Annotated in this window: 22 protein-coding genes; 9 read left to right on the top strand and 13 right to left on the bottom strand. The window is 66.5% G+C overall.

The window, feature by feature from the left end:
- Positions 1 to 68: 68 nt before the first annotated feature.
- Complete coding sequence (locus tag ACHQ4I_RS22875) at positions 69 to 1,829, top strand: ABC transporter ATP-binding protein (RefSeq protein ID WP_420773838.1); 1,761 nt, start codon at positions 69 to 71, stop codon at positions 1,827 to 1,829.
- 5 nt (positions 1,830 to 1,834) lie between these two features.
- On the opposite strand, the gene ACHQ4I_RS22870 is transcribed toward ACHQ4I_RS22875, so the two are convergent.
- On the bottom strand, positions 1,835 to 2,251 hold the full coding sequence (locus tag ACHQ4I_RS22870; RefSeq protein ID WP_420773837.1) for a winged helix-turn-helix transcriptional regulator: 417 nt from the start codon (positions 2,249 to 2,251) through the stop codon (positions 1,835 to 1,837).
- A gap of 67 nt (positions 2,252 to 2,318) precedes the next feature.
- On the opposite strand from ACHQ4I_RS22870, the gene ACHQ4I_RS22865 reads away from it, so the two are divergent.
- On the top strand, positions 2,319 to 3,227 hold the full coding sequence (locus tag ACHQ4I_RS22865) for an NADP-dependent oxidoreductase (RefSeq protein ID WP_420773836.1): 909 nt from the start codon (positions 2,319 to 2,321) through the stop codon (positions 3,225 to 3,227).
- Here the strand turns inward: ACHQ4I_RS22865 and ACHQ4I_RS22860 are convergent, their stop codons facing one another.
- The 3 genes from ACHQ4I_RS22860 to ACHQ4I_RS22850 form a co-directional block, all read right to left on the bottom strand.
- Positions 3,228 to 3,926: a DUF8176 domain-containing protein gene (locus ACHQ4I_RS22860; protein WP_420773835.1), complete on the bottom strand. Its 699-nt coding sequence runs from the start codon at positions 3,924 to 3,926 to the stop codon at positions 3,228 to 3,230. It abuts the gene before it with no gap.
- A 1,769-nt stretch (positions 3,927 to 5,695) separates the two neighbouring features.
- Positions 5,696 to 6,448 carry a L,D-transpeptidase gene (locus ACHQ4I_RS22855; protein WP_420773834.1) on the bottom strand — a complete coding sequence of 251 codons (753 nt, stop codon included), beginning with the start codon at positions 6,446 to 6,448 and terminating at the stop codon, positions 5,696 to 5,698.
- A gap of 167 nt (positions 6,449 to 6,615) precedes the next feature.
- A complete protein-coding gene (locus ACHQ4I_RS22850; RefSeq protein WP_420773833.1) occupies positions 6,616 to 7,248 on the bottom strand; it encodes a cyclodeaminase/cyclohydrolase family protein in 633 nt (210 codons plus the stop codon).
- 116 nt (positions 7,249 to 7,364) lie between these two features.
- Here ACHQ4I_RS22850 and ACHQ4I_RS22845 point away from each other — a divergent pair, with 116 nt between their 5' ends.
- Positions 7,365 to 8,402, top strand: a complete 1,038-nt coding sequence (locus ACHQ4I_RS22845; RefSeq protein WP_420773832.1) for an LLM class F420-dependent oxidoreductase — start codon at positions 7,365 to 7,367, stop codon at positions 8,400 to 8,402.
- 87 nt (positions 8,403 to 8,489) lie between these two features.
- Here ACHQ4I_RS22845 and ACHQ4I_RS22840 read toward each other — a convergent pair whose 3' ends face one another.
- From ACHQ4I_RS22840 to mftR, 7 genes are all read right to left on the bottom strand, one after another.
- Entirely contained in the window at positions 8,490 to 8,864 is a 375-nt protein-coding gene (locus ACHQ4I_RS22840; protein ID WP_420773831.1) for an STAS domain-containing protein, read from the bottom strand.
- Between the two features lie 43 nt (positions 8,865 to 8,907).
- Positions 8,908 to 11,250 (bottom strand): SpoIIE family protein phosphatase, encoded by a 2,343-nt coding sequence (locus ACHQ4I_RS22835; protein WP_420773830.1) that lies wholly within the window; start codon positions 11,248 to 11,250, stop codon positions 8,908 to 8,910.
- Positions 11,247 to 11,903 (bottom strand): SpoIIE family protein phosphatase, encoded by a 657-nt coding sequence (locus ACHQ4I_RS22830; protein WP_420773829.1) that lies wholly within the window; start codon positions 11,901 to 11,903, stop codon positions 11,247 to 11,249. Before ACHQ4I_RS22830 ends, ACHQ4I_RS22835 begins: the two co-directional genes overlap by 4 nt.
- Complete coding sequence (locus tag ACHQ4I_RS22825; RefSeq protein WP_420773828.1) at positions 11,896 to 12,321, bottom strand: ATP-binding protein; 426 nt, start codon at positions 12,319 to 12,321, stop codon at positions 11,896 to 11,898. The genes ACHQ4I_RS22830 and ACHQ4I_RS22825 overlap by 8 nt, the downstream gene beginning before the upstream one ends.
- Complete coding sequence (locus tag ACHQ4I_RS22820) at positions 12,299 to 12,688, bottom strand: STAS domain-containing protein (RefSeq protein WP_420773827.1); 390 nt, start codon at positions 12,686 to 12,688, stop codon at positions 12,299 to 12,301. The genes ACHQ4I_RS22825 and ACHQ4I_RS22820 overlap by 23 nt, the downstream gene beginning before the upstream one ends.
- 12 nt (positions 12,689 to 12,700) lie before the next feature.
- Entirely contained in the window at positions 12,701 to 13,609 is a 909-nt protein-coding gene (locus ACHQ4I_RS22815; protein WP_364381271.1) for an STAS domain-containing protein, read from the bottom strand.
- A 140-nt stretch (positions 13,610 to 13,749) separates the two neighbouring features.
- The gene (gene mftR / locus ACHQ4I_RS22810) at positions 13,750 to 14,334 is read right to left on the bottom strand and encodes a mycofactocin system transcriptional regulator (protein ID WP_420773826.1); all 585 of its coding nucleotides are present in this window, start codon (positions 14,332 to 14,334) and stop codon (positions 13,750 to 13,752) included.
- Positions 14,335 to 14,374: 40 nt separating this feature from the next.
- Here mftR and mftE point away from each other — a divergent pair, with 40 nt between their 5' ends.
- Together mftE and mftD are read left to right on the top strand one after the other, a co-directional pair.
- Entirely contained in the window at positions 14,375 to 15,103 is a 729-nt protein-coding gene (gene mftE, locus ACHQ4I_RS22805) for a mycofactocin biosynthesis peptidyl-dipeptidase MftE (protein WP_420773825.1), read from the top strand.
- Positions 15,100 to 16,293, top strand: coding sequence for a pre-mycofactocin synthase MftD (mftD, locus tag ACHQ4I_RS22800; RefSeq protein WP_420773824.1), 1,194 nt, complete (start codon positions 15,100 to 15,102; stop codon positions 16,291 to 16,293). Before mftE ends, mftD begins: the two co-directional genes overlap by 4 nt.
- Before the next feature lie 7 nt (positions 16,294 to 16,300).
- On the opposite strand, the gene ACHQ4I_RS22795 is transcribed toward mftD, so the two are convergent.
- Positions 16,301 to 16,771, bottom strand: coding sequence for a MarR family winged helix-turn-helix transcriptional regulator (locus tag ACHQ4I_RS22795; protein WP_420773823.1), 471 nt, complete (start codon positions 16,769 to 16,771; stop codon positions 16,301 to 16,303).
- A gap of 230 nt (positions 16,772 to 17,001) precedes the next feature.
- Between ACHQ4I_RS22795 and ACHQ4I_RS22790 the strand changes: the two genes are divergently transcribed.
- From ACHQ4I_RS22790 to ACHQ4I_RS22775, 4 genes are all read left to right on the top strand, one after another.
- Positions 17,002 to 18,678 (top strand): fumarate hydratase, encoded by a 1,677-nt coding sequence (locus ACHQ4I_RS22790; protein ID WP_420773822.1) that lies wholly within the window; start codon positions 17,002 to 17,004, stop codon positions 18,676 to 18,678.
- Between the two features lie 191 nt (positions 18,679 to 18,869).
- Entirely contained in the window at positions 18,870 to 19,229 is a 360-nt protein-coding gene (locus ACHQ4I_RS22785; RefSeq protein WP_420773821.1) for a hypothetical protein, read from the top strand.
- 138 nt (positions 19,230 to 19,367) lie between these two features.
- On the top strand, positions 19,368 to 19,568 hold the full coding sequence (locus ACHQ4I_RS22780; RefSeq protein ID WP_420773820.1) for a hypothetical protein: 201 nt from the start codon (positions 19,368 to 19,370) through the stop codon (positions 19,566 to 19,568).
- Between the two features lie 293 nt (positions 19,569 to 19,861).
- Positions 19,862 to 20,473 (top strand): M15 family metallopeptidase, encoded by a 612-nt coding sequence (locus ACHQ4I_RS22775; protein ID WP_420773819.1) that lies wholly within the window; start codon positions 19,862 to 19,864, stop codon positions 20,471 to 20,473.
- 144 nt (positions 20,474 to 20,617) lie between these two features.
- Here the strand turns inward: ACHQ4I_RS22775 and ACHQ4I_RS22770 are convergent, their stop codons facing one another.
- Positions 20,618 to 21,937 carry an MFS transporter gene (locus ACHQ4I_RS22770; RefSeq protein ID WP_420773818.1) on the bottom strand — a complete coding sequence of 440 codons (1,320 nt, stop codon included), beginning with the start codon at positions 21,935 to 21,937 and terminating at the stop codon, positions 20,618 to 20,620.
- Positions 21,938 to 21,940: the final 3 nt, after the last annotated feature.

The following is a 21,940-nucleotide window of genomic DNA, read 5'->3' as shown; positions in this document are numbered from 1 at the left end:
TCATTGTTTTGGGAACAATTATGAGTCATGCTCAGTTTCATCTCCTAGTTCCCTGGAAGGAGGCGCCTATGCAGCCCCCACATCAACTTCGCCGGATCGTCCGGCTGTTTCGCCCGTACCGAGCGCGCCTGGCCCTGGTCGCCGCGCTCGTCGGACTGTCCTCCCTGGTCGCGCTGGCCTCGCCGTTCATGTTGCGCGGCATCCTCGACGACGCCCTCCCGCACGGTCGCACCGGACTATTGACCGCGCTGGCCGCGGGCATGGTCGCGGTCGCCGCACTGACCAGCGTCTTCGGCGTACTGCAGACCTACATATCCACGGCAGTCGGCCAAGAGGTCATGCACGATCTGCGCTCGGCGGTATATGCGCAGCTGCAGCGAATGCCGTTGTCGTTCTTCACGACTACCCGCACCGGCGAGGTGCAGTCGCGCATCGCCAACGACATCGGCGGCATGCAGTCGACGGTCACCTCCACCGCGACCTCACTGGTCTCCAACTTCACCACGGTGATCGCCTCCGTGATCGCGATGATCGCCTTGGACTGGCGGCTCACGGCGGTATCGCTGATCATGTTGCCGTTCTTCGTCTGGATCAGCCGGCGCGTCGGCGACGAGCGCAGGAAGATCACCGCGCAGCGCCAGCAGAAGTTGGCGGGCATGTCGGCGATCGTGGAGGAATCGCTATCGGTGAGCGGCATTCTGCTCGGACGCACGATGGGCCGCTCACCCGCGCTGGTCGACGATTTCGCGAAGGAGTCGCGCGGGCTGGTCGATCTGGAGATCCGGTCCGGAATGGCCGGGCGGTGGCGGCAGTCGACGATTCAGATCGTCATGGCGGCCATGCCCGCAGTCGTCTACTGGGCGGCGGGATTGACTGTCGCGGCAGGACATCCGCTGGTCTCGATCGGCACGCTGGTGGCCTTCACGACCCTGCAGACGAGTCTGCTGCGCCCGATGGTGCAGCTGCTGTACACCGGCGTGGAGGTGCAGAGTTCGATGTCGCTGTTCGGCAGGATCTTCGAATACCTGGATCTGAAGCCGGATATCGAGGAGCCGATAAAGCCTGTTCCGGTACCGGATTCGGGAGTCGAGGGCGCGGTGCGCTTCGCTCACGTCGGCTTCGGCTACGGATCGGGCACCCGGGATGTATTGCGGGACATCGACATCACCGTGCCCGCCGGGTCCAGTCTGGCCATAGTGGGTGCGACCGGTTCGGGCAAGACCACACTCGGGTACTTGGTGGCACGGCTCTATGACGTGACCTCGGGATCGGTTGAAATCGACGGAATCGACGTGCGGGAGTTGTCCTTTGCCGATCTCGCCGCCGCGGTCGGCGTGGTGTCGCAGGAGACCTACCTGTTCCACGCGTCGGTCGCGGACAATCTGCGCTTCGCCAAACCCGATGCGACAGAAGAGGAGTTGCATGCCGCCGCGCGGGCGGCGCAGATCCATGATCACATCGCGAGCCTGCCGGACGGCTACGACACACTGGTCGGTGAGCGCGGATACCGGTTCTCCGGCGGCGAGAAGCAGCGCTTGGCGGTGGCGCGGGTAATACTCCGCAACCCACCGATTCTGGTCCTCGACGAGGCGACCAGTGCGCTGGACAACCGGACCGAGCAGGAGGTACAGGCGGCCATCGACGCACTGTCGGAAGGTCGAACCACCATCACCATCGCGCACCGGCTCTCGACCATCCGCGACGCGGATCAGATCGTCGTCCTCGACCACGGTCAGATCATCGAACGCGGCACCCACCGCGAGCTCATGGACGCCGACGGCCGCTATGCCGCCCTCGCCTCCGGCGGCGACCTCCTCAGGGTCGCCTGACGCCTTCAGACGGGTTCGGGATCCGTCGCCGCCCTGGTATCGAAATCGCTACGGGCGGAGAGGATTTCGCTATGGTGGCGCACCGACCAGACGCCCATCGCATGGCTCAGTTCGCCCAGGCTGGCACCCAATTCGGTGAGCGAGTACTCGACGCGTGGCGGGACGGTGGGGTAGACGGCGCGGCGGACCAGGCCGTCGCGCTCGAGATTGCGCAGGGTGCGGGTGAGCATCTTCTGGGTAATGCCGTCCAGCCGGCGGCGCAGGTCGTTGAAGCGCACCGGACTGCCCGCCATGCGCAGCACTCCGAGAACCAGGAGCACCCATTTGTCCGCGAGGACGGTGAGCACTTCGCGGGCCGGACAGTTGGTCAGATAGGCCTTGACCAGGTTGTCGGAGTCGGACCAGTCGACGATGGTATCCATCGGGAACCTCGGGATCATCAAAGTGCCTTCTTTCCTTTGGACACTAGGCGAACGCAGAATCGTTGGCATGCTCGCAATTACGCAACAAACATTCGGTGGTCCCGAGGTCCTGGAAATCGTCGAGGTCGATCGGCCGAGTGCCGGGCCGGGTGAGGTGGTGGTGCGGGTCGCCGCCACCGGCATGAATGCGGCGGACTGGAAGTTGCGCTCCGGGGCGGTGCGCAAACTCGGGGATCCGCCGTTCACGCTGGGTCTCGATGTGTCCGGGATCGTGGACGAGGTCGGTGCGGGCGTCGAGCAGTTCCAGGTCGGGGACGAGGTCTACGGCATGGTGCTCAGTCGTTTCGGTGCGTATGCGGAATACGTTGTGGCGCAGGCCGATATCCTCGCACCGAAACCGGCGAGCATCGACCACATCCACGCCGCAGGAGTGCCCACCGCGGTGCTGACCGCCTGGCAGGGACTCACCGAAGTCGTTGCCGGGCAACGCGTGCTGGTGCATGCGGCGGCGGGCGGTGTCGGGCATTTCGCGGTGCAGATCGCCAAGCATCGTGGCGCTTATGTAATCGGTACGGCTCAGGCCGCCAACCACGAGTTCCTTCGTGAGCTGGGTGCGGACGAAGTGATCGATTACACCACCACCGATTTCGCGGACGCGGTCCGCGATATCGATGTGGTGTTCGATCTCGTCGGCGGCGCGTACGGGTCGCGGTCGTTGCCGGTGCTCGCCGAGGGCGGACGCTTGATCGACGCGCAGGGCAACGATGCCGAGGATGATCCGCGCTATGAGCGGCTGTATGTCACACCGTCCGGTAGCGATCTGCGGGAGTTGGCCGCCTTGTTCGAGGACGGGCGGTTGCGTGTCGAGATCGATCAGGTGCTGCCGATGGCCGATGTGGTCAAGGCGCACCAGCTCAGTGAATCCGGGCGCGTACGCGGGAAAATCGTTCTGGTGCCGTGGAATTCGCCCGTCTGACTACTGCGCCGCGCTGATTCCGGTGATCAGGGTTTGGCTGCCGACGCGTCCGGTCGCGACGACCTGGGGCTTGTAGGTGATCGATTTCGAATCCGGCCGATGTTCGGTCACCTGCACCAGGTATTGGCCCACGAAGGCGCCCGGCGTGACCGTGACGCAGTGCGTGGTACCCACCGGAATCCCGTCGATGCCCTGCTGGATCGTCGTGGCGGGGGAGACGGATGCGTTGGGAGCCACGAACTCTCGGGCCGCCGTACCGGATCGGGTGACGTAATACGCGTACTGGAAGGCGAAGATGACGGCCGGTCCGGAATCCATACCGCCCGCCCCATTGCCCTGGATGCTACTGCCGACCCGCTCGGCCGGACACTGCGCCTCGGACGCGGGGCCCGAGACCGCCACCTGGCTCGGGCTGGACGATGCCACCGTCGCCGGTTGCGGATTCGGCACGAGCTGCACGAACGCCACCACCAGCAGACCCGCCGCCGCCACCGACCCGACCAGCACGGGCAGCCACCGCCGCGTCGACTGATTCCGCCCCGACCGATCGATCATGGCCGCCAGCGCCTCCTCGTGCCGGAAGTAATCCGGCGCGGGCGGCCTCTCCTCCGCCGGAGCCTCATCAACCCAATCGGACCACTCCGCCTGATAGTCCGGTCCCTGCGGATCAGCGCCCTCGATAGCATCAACGCGAGTCACGCTCTGCCGCATCGGATCTTGCGGCGCGGTCGGTTGACGGATGGGATCCGGCAGGGCGAGCGACTGCCGCTCCAGGGCCGTTGCGCCGCGATTCAGGCCCTGCTCGGCGTGATTCCCATCGGCAGCGTGAATCGGGTTCTGGCGTATGGGATCTCGCTGGATCGGATGCCGGAACATCGGAGCGTGTTGATCGGGAGTCTGTTGGCCCGGGTCCGGTGAGCGGAGAGTGCGCTGGTCCGGGTATTGCGAGGCAGGAATATGACGGTTCGACTCCGATCGGGCCGGGTCGCCGTCGACAGCGCCCACGTGAGTGTGGTTCTGGTGCATCGGATTTCGCTGCACCTGAACCGGCCAACCCGAGGCGTGAGCGGCAGGTGTGTGCTGGATCGGCTCTCGCGAGGCCGGAGCGTGCCGGTTCGGATCTGGCGAGGTCGGGGCGTGCGGCTGTGGAGCCTGTGCGGCAGGCGCAAGGTGCTCCGGGTACTGCGATGCGGATGCGTGCTGGTTCGGGTCGGGAGTCTGCGGGAGCGCCTCGCGCATCGAGACCGGGGGAATCGGGGCTCGGCGGGCGGGGGGTTCCAGGATCGGATCGCGCCGAATCGGGCCGGTTTGCGTGGGGCCCTGCGGATTCGGGTTTTGGGGGCTCGGACCTTCGTGGCCGGTGATGCGGCGGAACGGGCCGGTGGTCATCGGCGTCGGAGCGCCGGGAACTTGGTGCAGCGGCCCGGATTGCGTCGTCACGTGGTCGACCGGAACATGCCGCAGTGCACCCGAGTCCGTGGGCGCCTGCTCGATCGGCACTCGCCGGATTGGTCCGGTGTCGGTCGGTGCCTGTTCGGTCGGAATCCAGTGGCGCGGACCGGTATTGGCCGGTGACTGCCCAGTGGGAATCCGGTGGCGCGGATCGGTGTCGGTCGGTGCCTGCTGGGGCGGAACCCTATGGATCGGTCCGGTATTGGTCGGTGCCTGTTGGGTCGGAATCCGGTGGCGCGGATCGGTATCGGCTGGTGCCTGCTCGGGGGGAACCCGGTGGATTGGTCCGGCACTGGTCGCCTGTTCGGTCGGAATCCGGTGGCGCGGTCCGGTGTCGGTCGGGGCTTGATCCCCCGGAACCCGTCGGAACGGGCCGGTGCCGGTGCTGGCTCGGTCGATCGGAACTTGGCGGAATGGCCCTGCGCCGGTAGGGATTTGACTGTTCGTAATTCGCCGGAATGGTCCCGTGTCGGCTGAGGCTTGGTCGAGAGGAAGACCGGGGATCGGTCCGGTCTGCTCCGGGTCGACCGGTACACGGCGGAGTGGACCGCCGTGCATCGGGGTTTGATCGGCGGGATCGGGTTGGACCGGTCCGCGACGGTTCGGGGGAGCCGGGCGCATCGGGGCTTGCCGGATCGGCATTTGGTGATCGGGTGCTTGCCCGACCGGGCCTCGGCCCGGAACGCGTGGGCCCGGATCTTGGTGCGACGGAACCTGATCCGAAGGCGTCTGCCCCGCTGGGACCGGTGGGATCGGCGCCCGGCGTGGCCGGATGGGGTCGTTGGGAGCCTGGTATGCCCTCGGGTCACCGTGCGGTTGTTGCGACGCAATGCTCGGTTGCAGACCGGTATTCGGCCGCGAGGTCATATCCGGTCGATCCATCGCCCCACCTTCATCAGGTCATACCCGTACGTGTGTCCCGCAGTTGTATCAACCCCGGCAGGATACTGCCAGGTCTGCTTGCCGTACGTGAGAATGAGGGGCGGTGTCGCGGAGGAATACGGATTGTTTACGACTCACCAGTGCACGGTCACCGGGTCGCCGACGCTGACGGTCTCGTAATACCAGGCGGCGTCATCGGGAGCCAGGTTGATGCAGCCGTGGCTGACATTGGCATAGCCCTGTGAGTCCACCGACCACGGTGCGGAGTGTACGAAAACACCACTCCACGTGAGGCGTTCGGCGTACTCGCCGTTGATGACGTATCCCTCGGGCGAGCTCAGCGGAATGCCGATGGTGCGCGAGTCGAACACGACCGTACGGTCCTTTTCCAGTATCGGGAAAGTTCCGGTCGGCGTCTCCCAGCCGGGCTTGCCCATCGATGCGGGCATCTGCCGGGCGACCCCTCCGCCGATGCTCACGGTGAACGTGTGCGCCGACATATCGGCATCGGCGACCACGCCCGCATTGGTGCGGAACTCCGTGCGCGCATTGCCGACCTGTACCGAGATCGGAGCCCGTGCGGGCAGGAAACTCGTTGGCGCCCAGGTCAGTTCGCGATCGCTTGCCCAGGAGAAGGTGCCTGGCAGTGCGGCGGTGGCTCGAATATCGACCGATCGTTCGGCCCGTTCGCGGTTGGCGACGGGTGCGGCGAATCGAATCGTCACCGGAGCCGCGATGCCCACTTCCTGGCCCGCCGACGGAGTAATCGCGGCTACCGCGTCGGCCGTGGGTTTCAGGATTGTGGTGGCGATGGCCGCTCCGGACCCGAACGCGGCCAAGGCCACGACTACGGCCGCGAGGAAAAGATGTCTGAGTGCGCTCCTCATGGCTCCACCCCTTCACGCTGGTGTGGGACGCAGAAATCCATTCTAGGACTTCATGATCAACTAGACGTACCGTTTCTGTAACGGCCGTCCAGTTCCACAGTTTTCGTTATAGGGGCGACATACCCGGCATCGAGTCGGACAAACGACCCAGCCGCTCGAGACAGGAATCAGCTGCGCACGACGTGAAGTACGTCGGCGTGCAACGCGTCCGCGCGGGCGATGATCTCGTCGATGCGGATCAGCACCGTCGCGAATTTATCGCCCTCTTCGGCGCTCAACGAACCGACATTGATTTCGATATTGAGCTGCGAGCTGGTGGCCGCGGCGCGGGCGGCGTCGGCGGCGGCGCCGATATCGGTGACCACATTCGGGTTGCCGATCGGCAGCAGCTCGGCGGCGAGCGAGAGCACCTCGTCGGCCTCATCGACGACCGCGGCGGGCACCCGGGCGGCCTCGATCAACGCGGCGGTAATGGCATCGGCACGGGCGGCGGCCTGCTCCGGGGGCTCCTTCGGCAGCTTGTAGGCGTTGCCGACGGCGGTGAACGCGGCCGCGTCGGCGTCGGCCAAGGCGAGTGCGCGCTCCCGGGCGGCGTCGGCGGCCTCGATGATGCGGTCGACGATCGGCCGATGCTCGGCATCTTTGGCCCGGGTGGTGTAGCGCGCGACCATCGCCACCAGTGCGGCGCCCTGTGCGGCGTGTAGCGCGGCGACGGCGCCGCCACCGGGTGCGGGCACCTTCGCGGCCAGGTCGGTCAGGTACTGCGCGAGTGTGGCCTCAGCGAAGGAGGGCTGCGACACGGCGGGTGGCCTTTCGTTTTCCTGCGACGACAGTGGAGAACTACCGCGAATACGCTACCGCCTTGCCGAGGTGGCCGGTGCGCGCCCGGTCCGTAGCTGCGGTTATGTTGAGTGCTATGCGGATCGGATTGAGCATCAACTACTCGGGCGGCTTCAAAGAGGCGGCCGCCGAGGTGGCCGACCTCGAGCAGGCCGGACTCGACATCGTGTTCGTGCCGGAGGCCTACTCGTTCGACGCGGTGAGCGCGCTCGGGTACCTCGCGGCCAAGACGACACGGTTGCAACTGGCCTCGGGCATCCTGCAGATCTACACCCGAACCCCCAGCCTGACCGCGATGACCGCCGCAGGCCTGGACTTCGTCTCCGACGGTCGGTACGTGCTCGGCCTCGGCGCGTCGGGCCCGCAGGTGATCGAGGGCTTCCACGGCGTTCCCTATGACGCGCCGATCGGCCGCACCAGGGAGCTGGTGGAGATCTGCCGCAAGGTGTGGCGTCGGGAGCGGCTCGAGTACCAGGGCAAGTACTACCAGATCCCGCTGCCCGCCGATAAGGGCACCGGCCTGGGCAAGCCGCTCAAGCTGATCAATCACCCGGTGCGCGAACGCATTCCGGTGCTGCTCGCCGCGCTCGGCCCGAAGAATGTGCAGTTGGCCGCCGAGATCGCCGAGGGCTGGCAGCCGATCTTCTTCGTACCGGAGAAGGCCAAGGAGATCTGGGGTGAATCGCTGGATGCCGGTCTGGCCAAACGCGATCCGATCCTGGGTGAGCTGGATATCTACGCCGGTCCCGCGCTGGCCATCGGCGAGAACGTCACGCCGCTACTGGAATTCGTGAAACCGCACCTCGCGCTCTACATCGGCGGCATGGGTGCCAAGGGCAAGAACTTCTATCACACGCTGGCCACCAACTACGGCTACGGCGCCGAGGCGGACCGGATCCAGGAGCTGTACCTGGCGGGCAAGAAGGAAGAGGCCGCGAAGGTCGTCCCGGATGCGCTGGTTCGGGACATCTCGCTGGTCGGCCCGGCCGGATTCGTGAAGGAGCGGGTGGCCGCGTTCCGCGAGGCGGGTGTCACGGTGCTGAATGTGGTGCCGATGGCGGCGACCCCGGCCGAACGGGTCAAGTTGATCGAACAGCTGCGGGAGCTGTGCTGAGCTGAATACGACCATCCCGGCCTCCGCCGTCGCGCGGAGGCCGGGATGTGGTCTATCCGGGCCGCCGCAACGGCCCGCTGGACGTACTCAGCGCAGGCTGGCCAGCGCCTCGGCCAGCGTGGTGTGCAGCGCGAATACCTGATCCAGACTCGTCATCTTCAGCTGACGACTGGTCGCCGGACCGTCGGCGACGATGACGATCGTCGTCGCGTCCCCGGCCCGCTGATGCGCCGCGACCAGGGTCGCCATCCCCGCCGAGGCGAGGAAGCTGACCCCGGTGAGGTCGATGATCAGAACCGCTGGTCTGCCATTGAGGATGGCCTCGATGGTGTTCTCGAGCGCTGGCGCGGTCGCCAGATCGACTTCGCCGGACACCGTGAGCACGGTCGCGCCTTCTTGTGCCTCGACCGTGGTGGTCATCGTGTCCGCGAGGGGATACGCGTCTCCGGAGTTGGTGGTCACATCATCACAATCTGCCATGAACCCGCCCGCTGTGCTGCATTCGTCATCCAGAAACCTGGCGGTTCGTGCCGCGAAGCGGGTTCGCTACTGGGGACTTGATCGCGGGCAACGTTACGGACATGCGGACGCGGGTGCCCAATCCGCTGTGATCTATCTCCAATTCTTCCGTCAGCGCGCGCATCATGTCGATGCCGCGCCCGCGCGGACCTGGATCGGCCGAGCGTGGTTTCCATGTTCCGGTGTCGGTGACCAAAATGACGACCTTTTGGGTATCGCATTCGGCGCGCAGTTCGACGAGTCCGGGGTCTGTGGTGGCCGCGGCGGCTGGGCTCGTGGCCCGGCCGAGCAGTTCGGCCGTTGAGCTCATCGCGCGGGTGGCGCGCCCGCCGCCGTTGCGGTAGGCGTGTTCGATGCTATTGCTACAGGCCTCGTTGGCCGCGGCGATGAGGTCGGAGGCGAGATCGTGCGGTACCGCGGCGGCGGCGAGCCAGGCCTTGAGCCGCTTGCGCATGGCCGAGAGCTGATCCGGATTGGCCGGAATCTCCAGCCGCAGCGGCGCGGGCGGTTGCCGGTAGACCACCATAGCGACATCGTCGTCGTAGCCCGCGGACGGGCGTAGTCGCGACAGCACCGCGTCGGCGACCTCGCGCGGCAATTTGCCCCCGGTATCCGCGAGTACCGCCGAGATCTTGGCGAAGCTGTCATCGATATCGACACCGCGCTGTTCGACCAGGCCGTCGGTGAACAGCACCAGCGTCGAACCCGGTGTCAGCGCGGTGGTGGCCTCGGGCCGCCGTGGCGTGTCGAAGGTGGCCAGCGGTACCGCCCGGCCGCCCTCGAGCAGTCGGCCCGGCTGGCCGACATCGGCCAGAATCGGCGGCATATGTCCCGCGCTGCTGTAGCGGACCAGTCCGCGCACCGGATCGAGGACGGCGGCGCATACGGTCGTGCACATCGCGCCGGGAATCCGGCCCGCGACGGTATCGAGTTCCGCGAGCAGCTGTGCCGGACCGGCGCCGCGCAGCAGCAAAGCCCGTGCGGCGGTACGCAATTGACCCATCACGACGGCCGCCGACAGACCACGTCCGACACAGTCGCCGACCACGACCCCAATGGTGCCGTCGCGCAACGGGACCACGTCATACCAGTCGCCGCCGATCTCCAACGGCGGTAGTGCGGGCTCGTAGTGCACCGAGAACCGAGGCGGCAGTTCGATCGGACCGAGCATGGCCCGCTGCAGTGTCAGCGAGGTCGAGCGCGCCTGATCGAAGTTGCGCGCCCGCTGCACCGCGAGGCTGAGATGGCCGATGAGCAGGGAGAACAACGTCCAGTCCGCCGCGCTGATGGCACGTGGCGCGGCGAAGCGCAGCCAGAGCGCCGCATCGCCGGTCTCGCCGAGCGGGGCCACGATCCCCTCGGAGCTCTCGTTGCCCTCCGGAATCGCGAACAGGCTGCGCGGCGGTCGGCGCCGGGCCCGGTCCAGCAGGGCCCGCGCGCGGGCGTCGAGCACCGTGCCCTCGGGAATGCCTTCGGCCCCGGAGACATACACCTCCGGCCCGGTATTGCGGTTGGGCCACACCATCACCACGGCGGTCTCGGCTCCGACGGTGCGGCGCAACTCGTCGAGTCCGACGGCGAGCACCTCCACCACGCTGGTCGCCGCACCGACGGCGGTGGCCAGCCGGGAGGCCGCCTGATCGCGGGCCTGCGCATCGTGTTCGGCGGTGACATCGCGGATGGTGCCGACGAAGATCTGCTCGTACTTCTCCGGTTCGACCATCGCGCTGGTGCTCACCGCGAGCCAGACGGTGCGCCCGTCGCGATGCTTGACCGGAATCACGAAACGCTGTGCCTCGGTACCGAGATCGGGATATCGCGGGCCCTCGGGCGTGGACCAGGGGTGCGGCAGCGGGAACGGGAGTTCGGCGGCGCCGTATCCGGTCAGCGCGCCGAAGGCGGAGTTGACCTCGATGATGGTGCCGCGCGCGTCGGCCACGAAGAAGCCGTCCTGCAGTGACTCCACCAGTGCCGTGCGGAAGGCGTCGCGGCCCGCGAGATCGTCGATGCGGGAACGCTGTTGCTCGGCGCGGCGGGTGCCGTCGATATAGCCGCGGGTGGCGATGTCCAGTGCGGCGAGGGTCTGCAGCAGGAATTCCAGTGCGGTCTCGGTGTGTTTGGCGGTGTCGCCCTCGCTGGCGGTGCTCGATTCGGTGGCCTGGACTACCCGGTAATGGTTTTCGGTCAGGTCCAGCAGACTGATGCCCTCGACGAGCGCGCGACGGCCGAGTTCGTAACCCTCGGAGAGACTGGCCTGAGAGGGTGAGTCGAGGTGCCGCCGCAGCGCTTTCGCGTAGGCGTCGAAGAATGCGGCCAGTGCCGCGCTCATATCATCCCGCCGTTCACGCTGCTCCCCCCCAGAACGTCGCCCCGGTGACGGGCCGCGAGCACCAGTGCGTCGTCGGTGTCCTTGGCGTGCCTGGCCAGGATTTCGGCGGTGATCTCGGCGGTGGATTTGGATAGATCGATGCCGCTGTCGGCGGATTCGGTGACGATGCCGTCGGTCGACATCAGCAGCAGATCGCCGGGGCGCACCGGAACGGTCTGCGCCTGTAGGTTCTGGGGTAGCCGATAGCCGACGATGCCACCGGTCATCAGGACCGTAGCGCGCATGGTGAGACCCACCGGACCCGCGGTCAGAATCCGGGATTCGACATTGCCGACGCCGAGCCAGTGCACCGTATCGGCCGCACCGAACAGCGCCAAAGACACTGCGGCGCCGCGGGTGTCGGCCATCGCCCGATGACACAGCACCATCAGGACGTCCAATGGTTCGGCGCGGTTCTCCGAGAGCACCTGCGCTGCCCGATCGGCGGCGTCCGCGGCCGCCGCACCGTGGCCGAGTCCGTCGAGGACGGCGAAGAGCACCGCACCGCCGCCCGCGTCCAGCACGACACCGCGATCACCGGAGACCCGCTGACCGGGAAGGGCGCGACCGGCCACCGCCCATTCGATCCGGCCGATGATCCCGTCCTCATGCACCGTTGGGTACCCACTTCCACATCTCCACCAACGTGCCGCGCCCAGGTGTGGATTCGACGGTGAGACGGTCCATCAGACGGCGCGCACCGGGCAGGCCGAGTCCGAGACCGCGGCCGGTGGAGTATCCGTCGTCGAGCGCGCGGGCGATATCGCGAATGCCGGGTCCCTGGTCCTCGGCCTGGACGACCAGAGCCTGGCGACCCTCCCGGTCATCGACCAGCAACCGTATTTCACCACTGCCCGCGTAACTGGTGATATTTCGGGCGATCTCGGAGATCGCCGTCGAGATCATGGTCATATCCGTCAGAGAAAAACCGAGCCTGGCCGCTAGCTCTCGCCCAGCTTGACGTGCGATCACGATGTCACCCGACACCTTGACCGCGATCACCAAGTTCTCAGCGGCCACTGTCACGACCATCTCGCGGGCGGCGAACCGGCGCTTTGCGATTCAGCCAGGCCAGGCCCTCCTCGAGATCGAGGGCGGTGTGCATGCCCTCGAAGGTGAGGCCCAGTTGCACCATGGCGAACGCGACTTCGGGCTGCAATCCCACGATGACCGTTTCGGCACCGCGGAGCTGCGTCATGTGCGCGATGGTACGCAGCGATCTGGCCGCGAACGAATCCATGACATCGATCGCGGTGACGTCCACGATGATTCCGTGTGCTCGGTACTTGCTGACCTGTTTCATCAGGTCGTCCTGTAGGCGCTCGGTATCCGCGTCGGTCAAGGCTGACTGGACCGACGCGATCAGATAGGTGCCTTGTTTGAGTATCGGAACCGGCATAGGTGGGCCCGATCAGCGCCCATCGCGCTCGGTGAGCATGCGATCCGTGACGCGCGTCACCTCATAGCCGAGTAGGCGTTCGGCCTCTTCGATACCGCCCTGGAGGTCGCCGACCGCGTTCATCTTGGACAGGTCCAGGCCGATGGTCACCAGGGTGAGCGCGATCTCGGAGGACAGGCCGGTGATGATGACATTGGCGCCCATCAGGCCGGATGCGTCAACGGTCTGCACCAGGTGGTTGGCCACCGTGGAGTCGATCGCGGGGACACCGGTGATGTCGATGACGACCACTTTCGCGCGATTGGCGCGGATGGCGCGCAGCAGCTGTTCGGTGAGCTGACGGGCGCGCTGCGAGTCGAGCACACCGATGATCGGCAGAATGAGCAGCTGCTCACGGACCTGGAGCACCGGGGTGGACAGCTCGCGAATGGCTTCCTGCTGCTGGCGGATGACGCGCTCGCGCTCCTGCACGAACGAGATGGCGACGGTGCTCGCGATGCGGTTCGCGGCCGGCTCGTAGGCATCTAGTACCGCGTTCAGTAATTCGAAGTCGGCCTGGTATTTCTCGAACAGCGAGCGGGCCAGCACGTCGCGCAGGAGCAGCACGATGCCGAGGACCTCGTCGGTCTCGACTCCTCTCGGAATAATGCGCTCGGACAGATCGCGGGCGTAGGCCTGCAGCGCCTCGACGCTACCGGTCACGAGTACCTCGACGTAGTTGTCGTACATCGAGGTCGCCTCGGAGAAGATTTCCTCCGGGGTCATCGCGGTCAGCAGCTGGGCCTCGGTAATGCGCCTCGCCCACTCTTCACGCAGCCCGGTTCGGTTCTGCCGCAGGTGTTCGACCAGCTGCGGAAGCAGGTTGTCGACCGGTCCTACGGGCAGGGAATCCGCCGAAAGGCTCATGGACACCTCGGACATGGAAACTCCAGCCCCTTTCGACGGGATTGTCGGGATAGTCGTGCATTCGGCCGCGCCGATACCGAGCCTAGTCATACCCCATCCCGGTCGCCGGTGAAACCTGCCGTTAGCTCGATGGTAGATCCGGCCTTCCCGGCGGGCTATGCGAATCCACGGGCCAGTGCCGCCAGCGCCTCGTCGAGATAGACGGTGAGGTCGGCATCGGCGCGGGTCAGCCAGGCGTCGAAGGCGGCGCGCGCGGCGGCCAGCGTGGTGCGGCCGACCGCCATCGCGAGCAGGCCGTCCTCGGGTTCGCCCAGTCGTCGCGCGGCGAAGGCGCTCACGGCCCGTTCCCAGGCGTCGTAGTGCGCGCCCGCGGTGGCGGCGAGTGCCGGAACGGCGCCGACGAGCTGCATGCGAACGCGCAGTTCGGGGACGTCCTCGGCGCGATATCGGTTGGCGTTCACCACGACTCGGCGCACGGCGGTCATCATCGGTTCCTCGTCGGGCACGGTGGCGAAGGCCGCGCGCAGGGCCGCGACCTCGTCGTCGAACTGGTACCAGAGCACCTCTGCCTTGGTGGGGAAGTAGCGGAAGAAGGTGCGCCCGCTGATGCCCGCGGCCGCGGCGATCTGGTCGACGGTGGTTTCGTCGAAGCCCTGTTCGGTGAACAGTCGCATGGCGATCAGTTCGAGTTCGCGCTTGGTTGTGCCGCGTGGCCGGCCCCGCACCCTGGCATCTGTCACGGCTATTGATTATGTCAGTGACTGACGATAATCTCGCGGCATGTTGGAAAGTGTCGCGGACCACAGTGTGGCCGCGCGGCTGACCTGGCCGGAGGCGGGTGCGCGCGCCGCGGCGGGCGCGATCCTGGCCGTGCCGGTGGGGGCGACCGAACAGCACGGACCGCATCTGCCGCTGTCCACCGATACCGATATCGCGGTGGCACTGTGCGCGCGGCTGGCCGGGCTGCGACCCGATGTGCTCGTGGCACCGGCGATTCCGTATGGATCCAGCGGTGAGCACGCCGGTTTCGCTGGGACCTTGTCGATCGGACAGGCGGCTCTCGAGTTGCTGATCGTGGAGTTGTGCCGTTCGGCGACCGATACTTTCGACCGCATCGTGCTCGTCAACGGGCACGGCGGCAATCTCGAACCGCTGCGCACGGCGGAGACGTTGCTGCGCACCGAATCCCGGGACGTGCGGGTGTTCATGCCGCGCTATCCGGGCGATCCGCACGCGGGTCGCGCCGAGACATCGATGCAGTTGGCGCTGCGCCCGGATGTGGTGCGGGCCGAGCGCGCCGTCGCGGGCGATACCAGGCCACTGGCCGAGATCCTGCCGCTATTGCGCGCCGGGGGAGTGCGCGCGGTGAGCGCCAATGGTGTCCTCGGCGATCCGACGGGCGCCAGCGCGGATGAGGGCGATGACCTGCTCGATCAATTGACCACTGACCTGAATGAACAGACCCGGCTGTGGTGGCCGGTGGCTTCCCCGAAAGGAACCCTGTCGTGAACCCCTGGTTCGAAACCGTTGCCGAGGCGCAGCGGCGGGCAAAGAAACGACTGCCGAGGTCGGTGTACGGCGCATTGATCGCCGGATCCGAGCGAGGCCAGACCATCGACGAAAACCAGCAGGCCTTCACCGAACTCGGCTTCGCGCCGCACTGCGCGGGCCCGATCGGCGACCGCGATCAATCGACAACCGTACTGGGACAGCAGCTTTCGATGCCGGTGCTGATCTCGCCGACCGGTGTGCAGGCGGTGCACCCGGATGGTGAGGTGGCCGTTGCGCGCGCGGCGGCGGCCCGTGGAATCGCAATGGGGCTCAGTTCTTTCGCGAGCAAGCCCGTCGAGGAGGTCATCGCGGCGAACCCGGCGACGTTCTTCCAGCTGTACTGGTGTGGCTCGAAAGACGAGATCCTGCAACGGATGTCGCGGGCCAAGGCGGCGGGGGCGGTCGGCCTGATCCTGACCCTGGACTGGTCCTTCTCGCACGGGCGCGACTGGGGCAGCCCGGTGATCCCGGAAAAGCTGGACCTGAAGACCATGCTGAAATTCGCGCCGCAGACCCTGGCGCGGCCGCGCTGGCTGGCGACCTACGTTCGCTCCGGGCACATTCCGGATCTCACCGCGCCGAATATGGCCGTCGGCGACGGACCCGCACCGGGCTTTTTCGGTGCGTACGGCGAGTGGATGGGCACGCCCGCGCCCGATTGGGCGGATGTGGACTGGATCTGCGAGCAGTGGGACGGTCCGGTCATGCTCAAGGGGGTGATGCGGGTCGACGATGCGCGGCGGGCGGTCGACGCCGGTGTCGCGGCGATCTCGGTGTCCAATCACGGCGGCAATAATCTCGACGGCACTCCGGCGGCGATCCGGGCCCTGCCCGTGCTGGCCGAGGCGGTCGGGTCGCAGGTCGAGGTGGTGCTCGATGGCGGCATCCGGCGCGGCAGTGATGTGGTGAAGGCGGTGGCGCTGGGGGCTCGCGCCGTGATGATCGGGCGGGCCTATCTGTGGGGCCTGGCCGCGAACGGGCAGGCGGGCGTCGAGAATGTGCTCGACATCCTGCGTGGCGGTATTGATTCGGCGCTATTGGGACTGCGTAAGACCAGCATCGGCGATCTCGATCGGGGCGATCTGGTGGTGCCGGACGGGTTCGAGCGGGCGCTTGGCGTACCAGCGGACGCCGGGCAGTCGGCTTGACCGGGGGTTATTCGGTGGCCGCAGCTCTTCGATGATGGGTGAGCAGCGTGTCGTAGATATCGGCGAGGGCGGCCAGCTGCTTGCGGTCGAGCACGTCGATCATATGTCTGCGCACGCTCTGCACATGTGCGGGCGCGGCCGTCGCCAACACCTCGGCGCCGCGCGGGGTGAGCCGCGCGGCGGTGCGGCGGGCGTCGTCCGGGATCGGCTCCCTGGCGACCAGCGCGCGCTTCTCCATGCGGGTGATCTGATGGGACAACCTGCTCTGCGACCATTCCAGTTTGGCGGCGAGATCGGCGAAGGTGAGTCGGTGATCGGGCGCGTCGGCTAGATAGGCGAGCACCGAGTATTCGACGTAGGTGAGGTTCGACTCGCGGGATGAGTCGCGCCCGACCGCGGCGGCGATGAGGTCGCGGGTGCGCACAAATCCCACCCACGCACGCATTTCGACGTCATCGAGCCAGTGGGGATCGGTCACGAGAGCGCTCCAAACTCTGACATGTCAAGTGAATTGTCGTGCCGCGCTTGTCGTGCGACAACTGCCAGACCTGAGAGGTAGCACTGCTGGGGTTGAACGTGCAACCTTTTGGACCGATGCACTAGTGAGGCTTGCCTAAGCAACGGTCGGCCTCTGATCGGTGGATACCCTCGTTGTGCTCGTGACCAGCCTGCGTAGACCGATCCAGGCCCGCCCGAAGGAGTGCGTCCGTGACCGCGCCGGATTTCCGCTATTCAGATCTGCTGCCGATCGGCGCCGATGACACCCCGTACCGGTTGATCACCACCGAGGGCGTCAGCACCTTCGAACACAACGGTCGCACCTTCCTGCAGGTCGAACCCGAGGCGCTGCGCCTGCTCACCGCCGAGGCGATGCACGACATCAGCCACTACCTGCGGCCGGCGCACCTGTCCCAGCTGCGCCGGATCATCGATGATCCCGAGGCCAGCGGCAACGACCGCTTCGTCGCGCTCGATCTGCTCAAGAACGTGAACATCTCCGCGGGCGGCATCCTGCCGATGTGTCAGGACACCGGCACCGCGATCGTCATGGGCAAGAAGTCCGAGGGCGTGCTGACCGGCGTCGACGATGCCGAATGGATCAGCCGCGGTGTCTTCGACGCCTACACCAAGCTGAACCTGCGCTACTCACAGCTCGCGCCCATCACCATGTGGGACGAGAAGAACACCGGCACCAATCTGCCCGCGCAGATCGAGTTGTACTCCACCGCGGGCGATCCCGCGCATCCGTCCTACAAGTTCCTGTTCATGGCCAAGGGTGGCGGTTCGGCCAACAAGTCGTTCCTGTACCAGGAGACCAAGGCGGTCCTGAACCCCACGCGCATGCTGGAGTTCCTGGACGAGAAGATCCGCTCCCTCGGCACCGCCGCATGCCCGCCGTACCACCTGGCGGTCGTAATCGGCGGCACCAGTGCGGAATTCGCGTTGAAGACGGCGAAATACGCCTCGGCGCACTACCTGGACAGCTTGCCCACCGAGGGTTCGCTCGCGGCGCATGCCTTCCGGGATCTGGAGTTGGAGGAAGAGGTCTTCAAGCTGACCCAGTCCTTCGGCATCGGCGCGCAGTTCGGCGGCAAGTACTTCTGCCACGACGTGCGCGTGGTTCGCCTGCCCCGCCACGGCGCGAGCTGCCCGGTCGCGATCGCGGTCTCCTGCTCTGCCGACCGGCAGGCACTGGCCAAGATCACGCCGGAGGGTGTGTTCCTGGAACAGCTCGAGCGCGAACCCGCGCACTATCTGCCCGAGCAGACCGATTCCATCCTCGGCGGCGATGTGGTCGAGATCGACCTCAACCGGCCGATGTCGGAGATCCGCGCCGAACTGTCGAAATACCCGGTCAAGACCCGGCTTTCGCTGACCGGCCCGCTGGTCGTCGCCCGCGATATCGCGCACGCCAAGATCAAGGAACGCCTCGACGCCGGTGAGCCGATGCCGGAATACCTGCGTGAGATGGCCGTGTACTACGCCGGTCCGGCCAAGACGCCCGAGGGTTACGCCTCGGGATCCTTCGGTCCGACCACCGCGGGCCGGATGGACTCCTACGTCGACCAGTTCCAGGCCGCCGGCGGATCCTTCGTCATGCTGGCCAAGGGCAATCGTTCGGCCCAGGTGACCAAGGCGTGTAAGGAACACGGCGGTTTCTACCTCGGTTCCATCGGTGGACCCGCGGCGCGACTGGCGCTGGACTGCATCAAATCCGTCGAGGTCCTGGAGTATCCGGAGCTGGGCATGGAGGCGGTCTGGAAGATCGAGGTCGAAAATTTTCCGGCATTCATCGTTGTAGACGACAAGGGCAACGACTTCTTCGCCGAAACACAGAAACCGATTGCGTTGCGCGTGCGAACCCGTTCCGCCGAACGCGTCTGAAACGCCCCCGGACCTGGGGTTCGACCGCAAGGGCATGGCACGGACACGGAAGTGTCACCCCGGTTGCCGGGTGGCATTTCCGCCGAGGCGAGGCACCCTTGATCGGGGGTACATCACCGCACTGGTGTCGATCGAGTCCGAGGAGGGCAATGCATACGTCATTTCGTATCTCGGAATTCGCCAGCCATCGGTTGGCCGAGCGCGCCGCTCGTGAGGGAACCAGTTCGACCGCATTACTCAACCGTCTCATCCGGGAGGGCTTCGATCAGCTCGACCATCCCGGGATCGTCTTTCGCGGGCCCATCTCCGACCGCCGGGCGGCGCTGGCCGCCGGGCCGGATGTGTGGGAAGTCGTTGCGCGCCTGCAGGAACTCGACGGACCGGTGGAACGCCGGATCGCCGTCTTGAGTCAGCAATCGGATCTGCAGTCGCGCAAGATCAAGATCGCGATCGCCTACGCCCGGACGCACGGGACGGAGATCGTCGAGCGGATCGATCGCAATCGTGAAGCGGCCGACGCGATCCGGGGTTCGGACTGCATGCGCCGCTGACGCATCGCCGATCAGCGCTACACATAGCGGGTGGCTATCAAGCACGGCTCATATGCTGTGCGCGATAGCCACCCGCTATGTTTTGGCACCACTCTGTGTCGGAGCGGAAGTGCTTGCGGTGCAATAGGGTTGCGTCTCATGTGGGCGATCGTGGGGCATTGGGTTGCCGATCGAGACGGCGGCTTCGGGGTCGTGACGACCGAGGCCTGCGAGCAGTTCACGGTGCGGGATGCGGTGATCGAGTCCGATTCGCCACTGCGTACGGGGGATCGCGTGTGGCTCGAATTCGTCGACGGCGGGGATTCGGGCGAGGTCGTGAAACTTGTGAAGGCGCTGTAGATTCCGGTTTTCTCGGGGTTTGCTGTGGATTGGTGATCGTGATCCACAACACTGGAATAGATTGTGGACAGGGGGATTTCCGCTGCGACAAATCGGGCGTGGCACAGGATGTTTCGGACATTGGTGATTTATTGTGCTGTGTGTATGTGGAAAGCTATGTGAATGACGTCCGTTCGGACAAGGTGGTGTCCGTTCGTTCGCCGGTGTGTTGCTAAGGCTGATCGGTGCTGCGGTGTGGGCCGCCAGGGAGTAGATGCGGGGTGTTCGTTCGCCGGGCCGTTACTATCGCTGACATGCTGCTCACGCTTCGTGCCCGGACCCTGCTGGGGGTGCCTGCCGCCCTGCTCCCGGTGATCGTCGCTGCCGGGCTGTCCATGCCCACCGCCACGGCCGCGCCGGTCGAGCAGCGCGCGGTGGCCGCGAACGCGAGCGGGACCGAGGGGCTGGAGCCGGGGCTCGCGGCGGCGTACACGATGGCGGAGAACCAGGCGCATGCCGAAGGTGTCGCGCTGTACATCAACTCCGGCTACCGCACCCCCGCCGAGCAGCAGGCGCTGTGGGACGACGGGGTGCGAACCTACGGCAGCCCCGACGAGGCGCGCCGATGGGTGCTGCCGCCCAACGAGTCGCCGCATGTGCAGGGCCGGGCGATCGACGTCGGGCCGCAGGCCGGGGCGCAGTGGCTGGAGGCGAATGGAAACCGCTGGGGCCTGTGCCGGATCTACCAGAACGAATGGTGGCACTTCGAACTCGCCACAGCTCCGGGCGGAGCGTGCCCGGCGCTACGCGCGGATGCGAGCGAGGGTGGTACCGCCCCGGCGCCGTCGTCACCGATCCCGCCGGTCCTCCCGGTCCTGCCGTCGATTCCGCTCCCGCCGTGGTTGAGCGGTTCGTTCGGGCTGTAGCGGTCAGCCGACCGGTACGAGTCCGCGATCTCGGTCTGGATCGTCGAACTCCCGGACCAGGTGGGCCGCCCTCGGCCCCGATTCCGCGGTGGTTGGGCCCGCGGAATCGGTGCTCGGTTGATGAGCGGCTCCTGCTGGATCCGCTCAGCCGACCGGTATGGGTGTCGAGGTCTCGGCGTGACCCTCGGATGCTCGGTTCGGCATTGCCCAGGACAGGATCGCGGTGCTGATCGTGCTCAACGCGCAGATGGCGACGATGTAGCAGATGACCGCCGCCGAGGACGAGCCCACGGTCCACAGTGCGGTCGCGATGAGTGGGGCGAGGCCGCCACCGAGGATGACCGAGACCTGCACGATCAGCGACGTGCCGGAGTAGCGAACCGATGGCGGGAAGAGTTCGGCGACAATGATGCCGCCGACGCTGTGGCTGATGGGCAGCGTCACGCCCATGCCGAGCAGCGCGAGGAAGACGACTGCCTTGTTTCCGGTGTTCAGCAGCGGGAAGTACACCGCGCACCACACCGTCAGTGCGGCGGTACCGGCGAGGAATATCCGGCGCGTGCCGTAGCGGTCGGCGAGCGAGCCCCAGAAAGGCATGGCGGCACACCAGAAAACGGCGGAAATGATGACGCCGAGCAGTAGGAAGTCTCGGCTGAACCCGAGCGCCTTGGTGCCATAGGTCAACGTGAACACCATGAAGACATAGACGACCGCCGAGGTCGCGATGGCAGCGGACAGGATCAGCAGCAGCCGGGCCGGTCCGACCCGAAGGGCGTCGCGGAGCGGGAACGACGCGACCTCGCCGCGTTGGACGAGCTCGGCATAGGCCGCGGATTCGGTGATCCCCAACCGGACCCAAAGCCCGACAATGACGAGAACAGCGCTGAGCAGGAACGGAATTCGCCAACCCCAGGACAGGAATGCCGACTCCGACAGCAGCGCGCTGGTGCCGAGGAAGATCGCATTGGCCAGGATCAGCCCCGCCGGTGTGCCCATCTGCGGGAAGCTGGCGTACCGGTTGAGCCGTCCCGGCGGCGCATGCTCCATCGACAGCACCACCGCGCCCGCACCTTCGCCGCCGAGTCCGACGCCCTGCAGCAGCCGCAGTACGACCAGCAGTGCCGGAGCCCAGAATCCGATGCTCCCGTAACTCGGAATCACGCCGATCAGCAGCGTGCTGAGGCCCATCAGAAATAGCGAGACCACCAGGGTGGTCTTGCGACCGATCCGGTCGCCGAAGTGGCCGAAGAGCAGCCCGCCTATCGGTCGCGCCCCGAACCCCACGGCGAAGGTGCTGAATGCCGCCAGGGTTCCGGCGGCGGGGCTCAACGTGGGGAAGAACTGTTTACTGAAGATCAGCGCGGACGCCGTGCCGTAGAGCATGAAGTCGTACCACTCGAGGGTGGTGCCGACCAGGGTGGCGAGGGCGACCTTGCGGTGGGGCGGGGTGGAGCTCGAAGACACTAC

Source organism: Nocardia nepalensis (genome assembly GCF_048910785.1).
Taxonomy (GTDB): domain Bacteria; phylum Actinomycetota; class Actinomycetes; order Mycobacteriales; family Mycobacteriaceae; genus Nocardia; species Nocardia nepalensis.
Note: the sequence above shows the minus strand (reverse complement) of the source record. Positions and strands in the feature narration are given on the sequence as shown.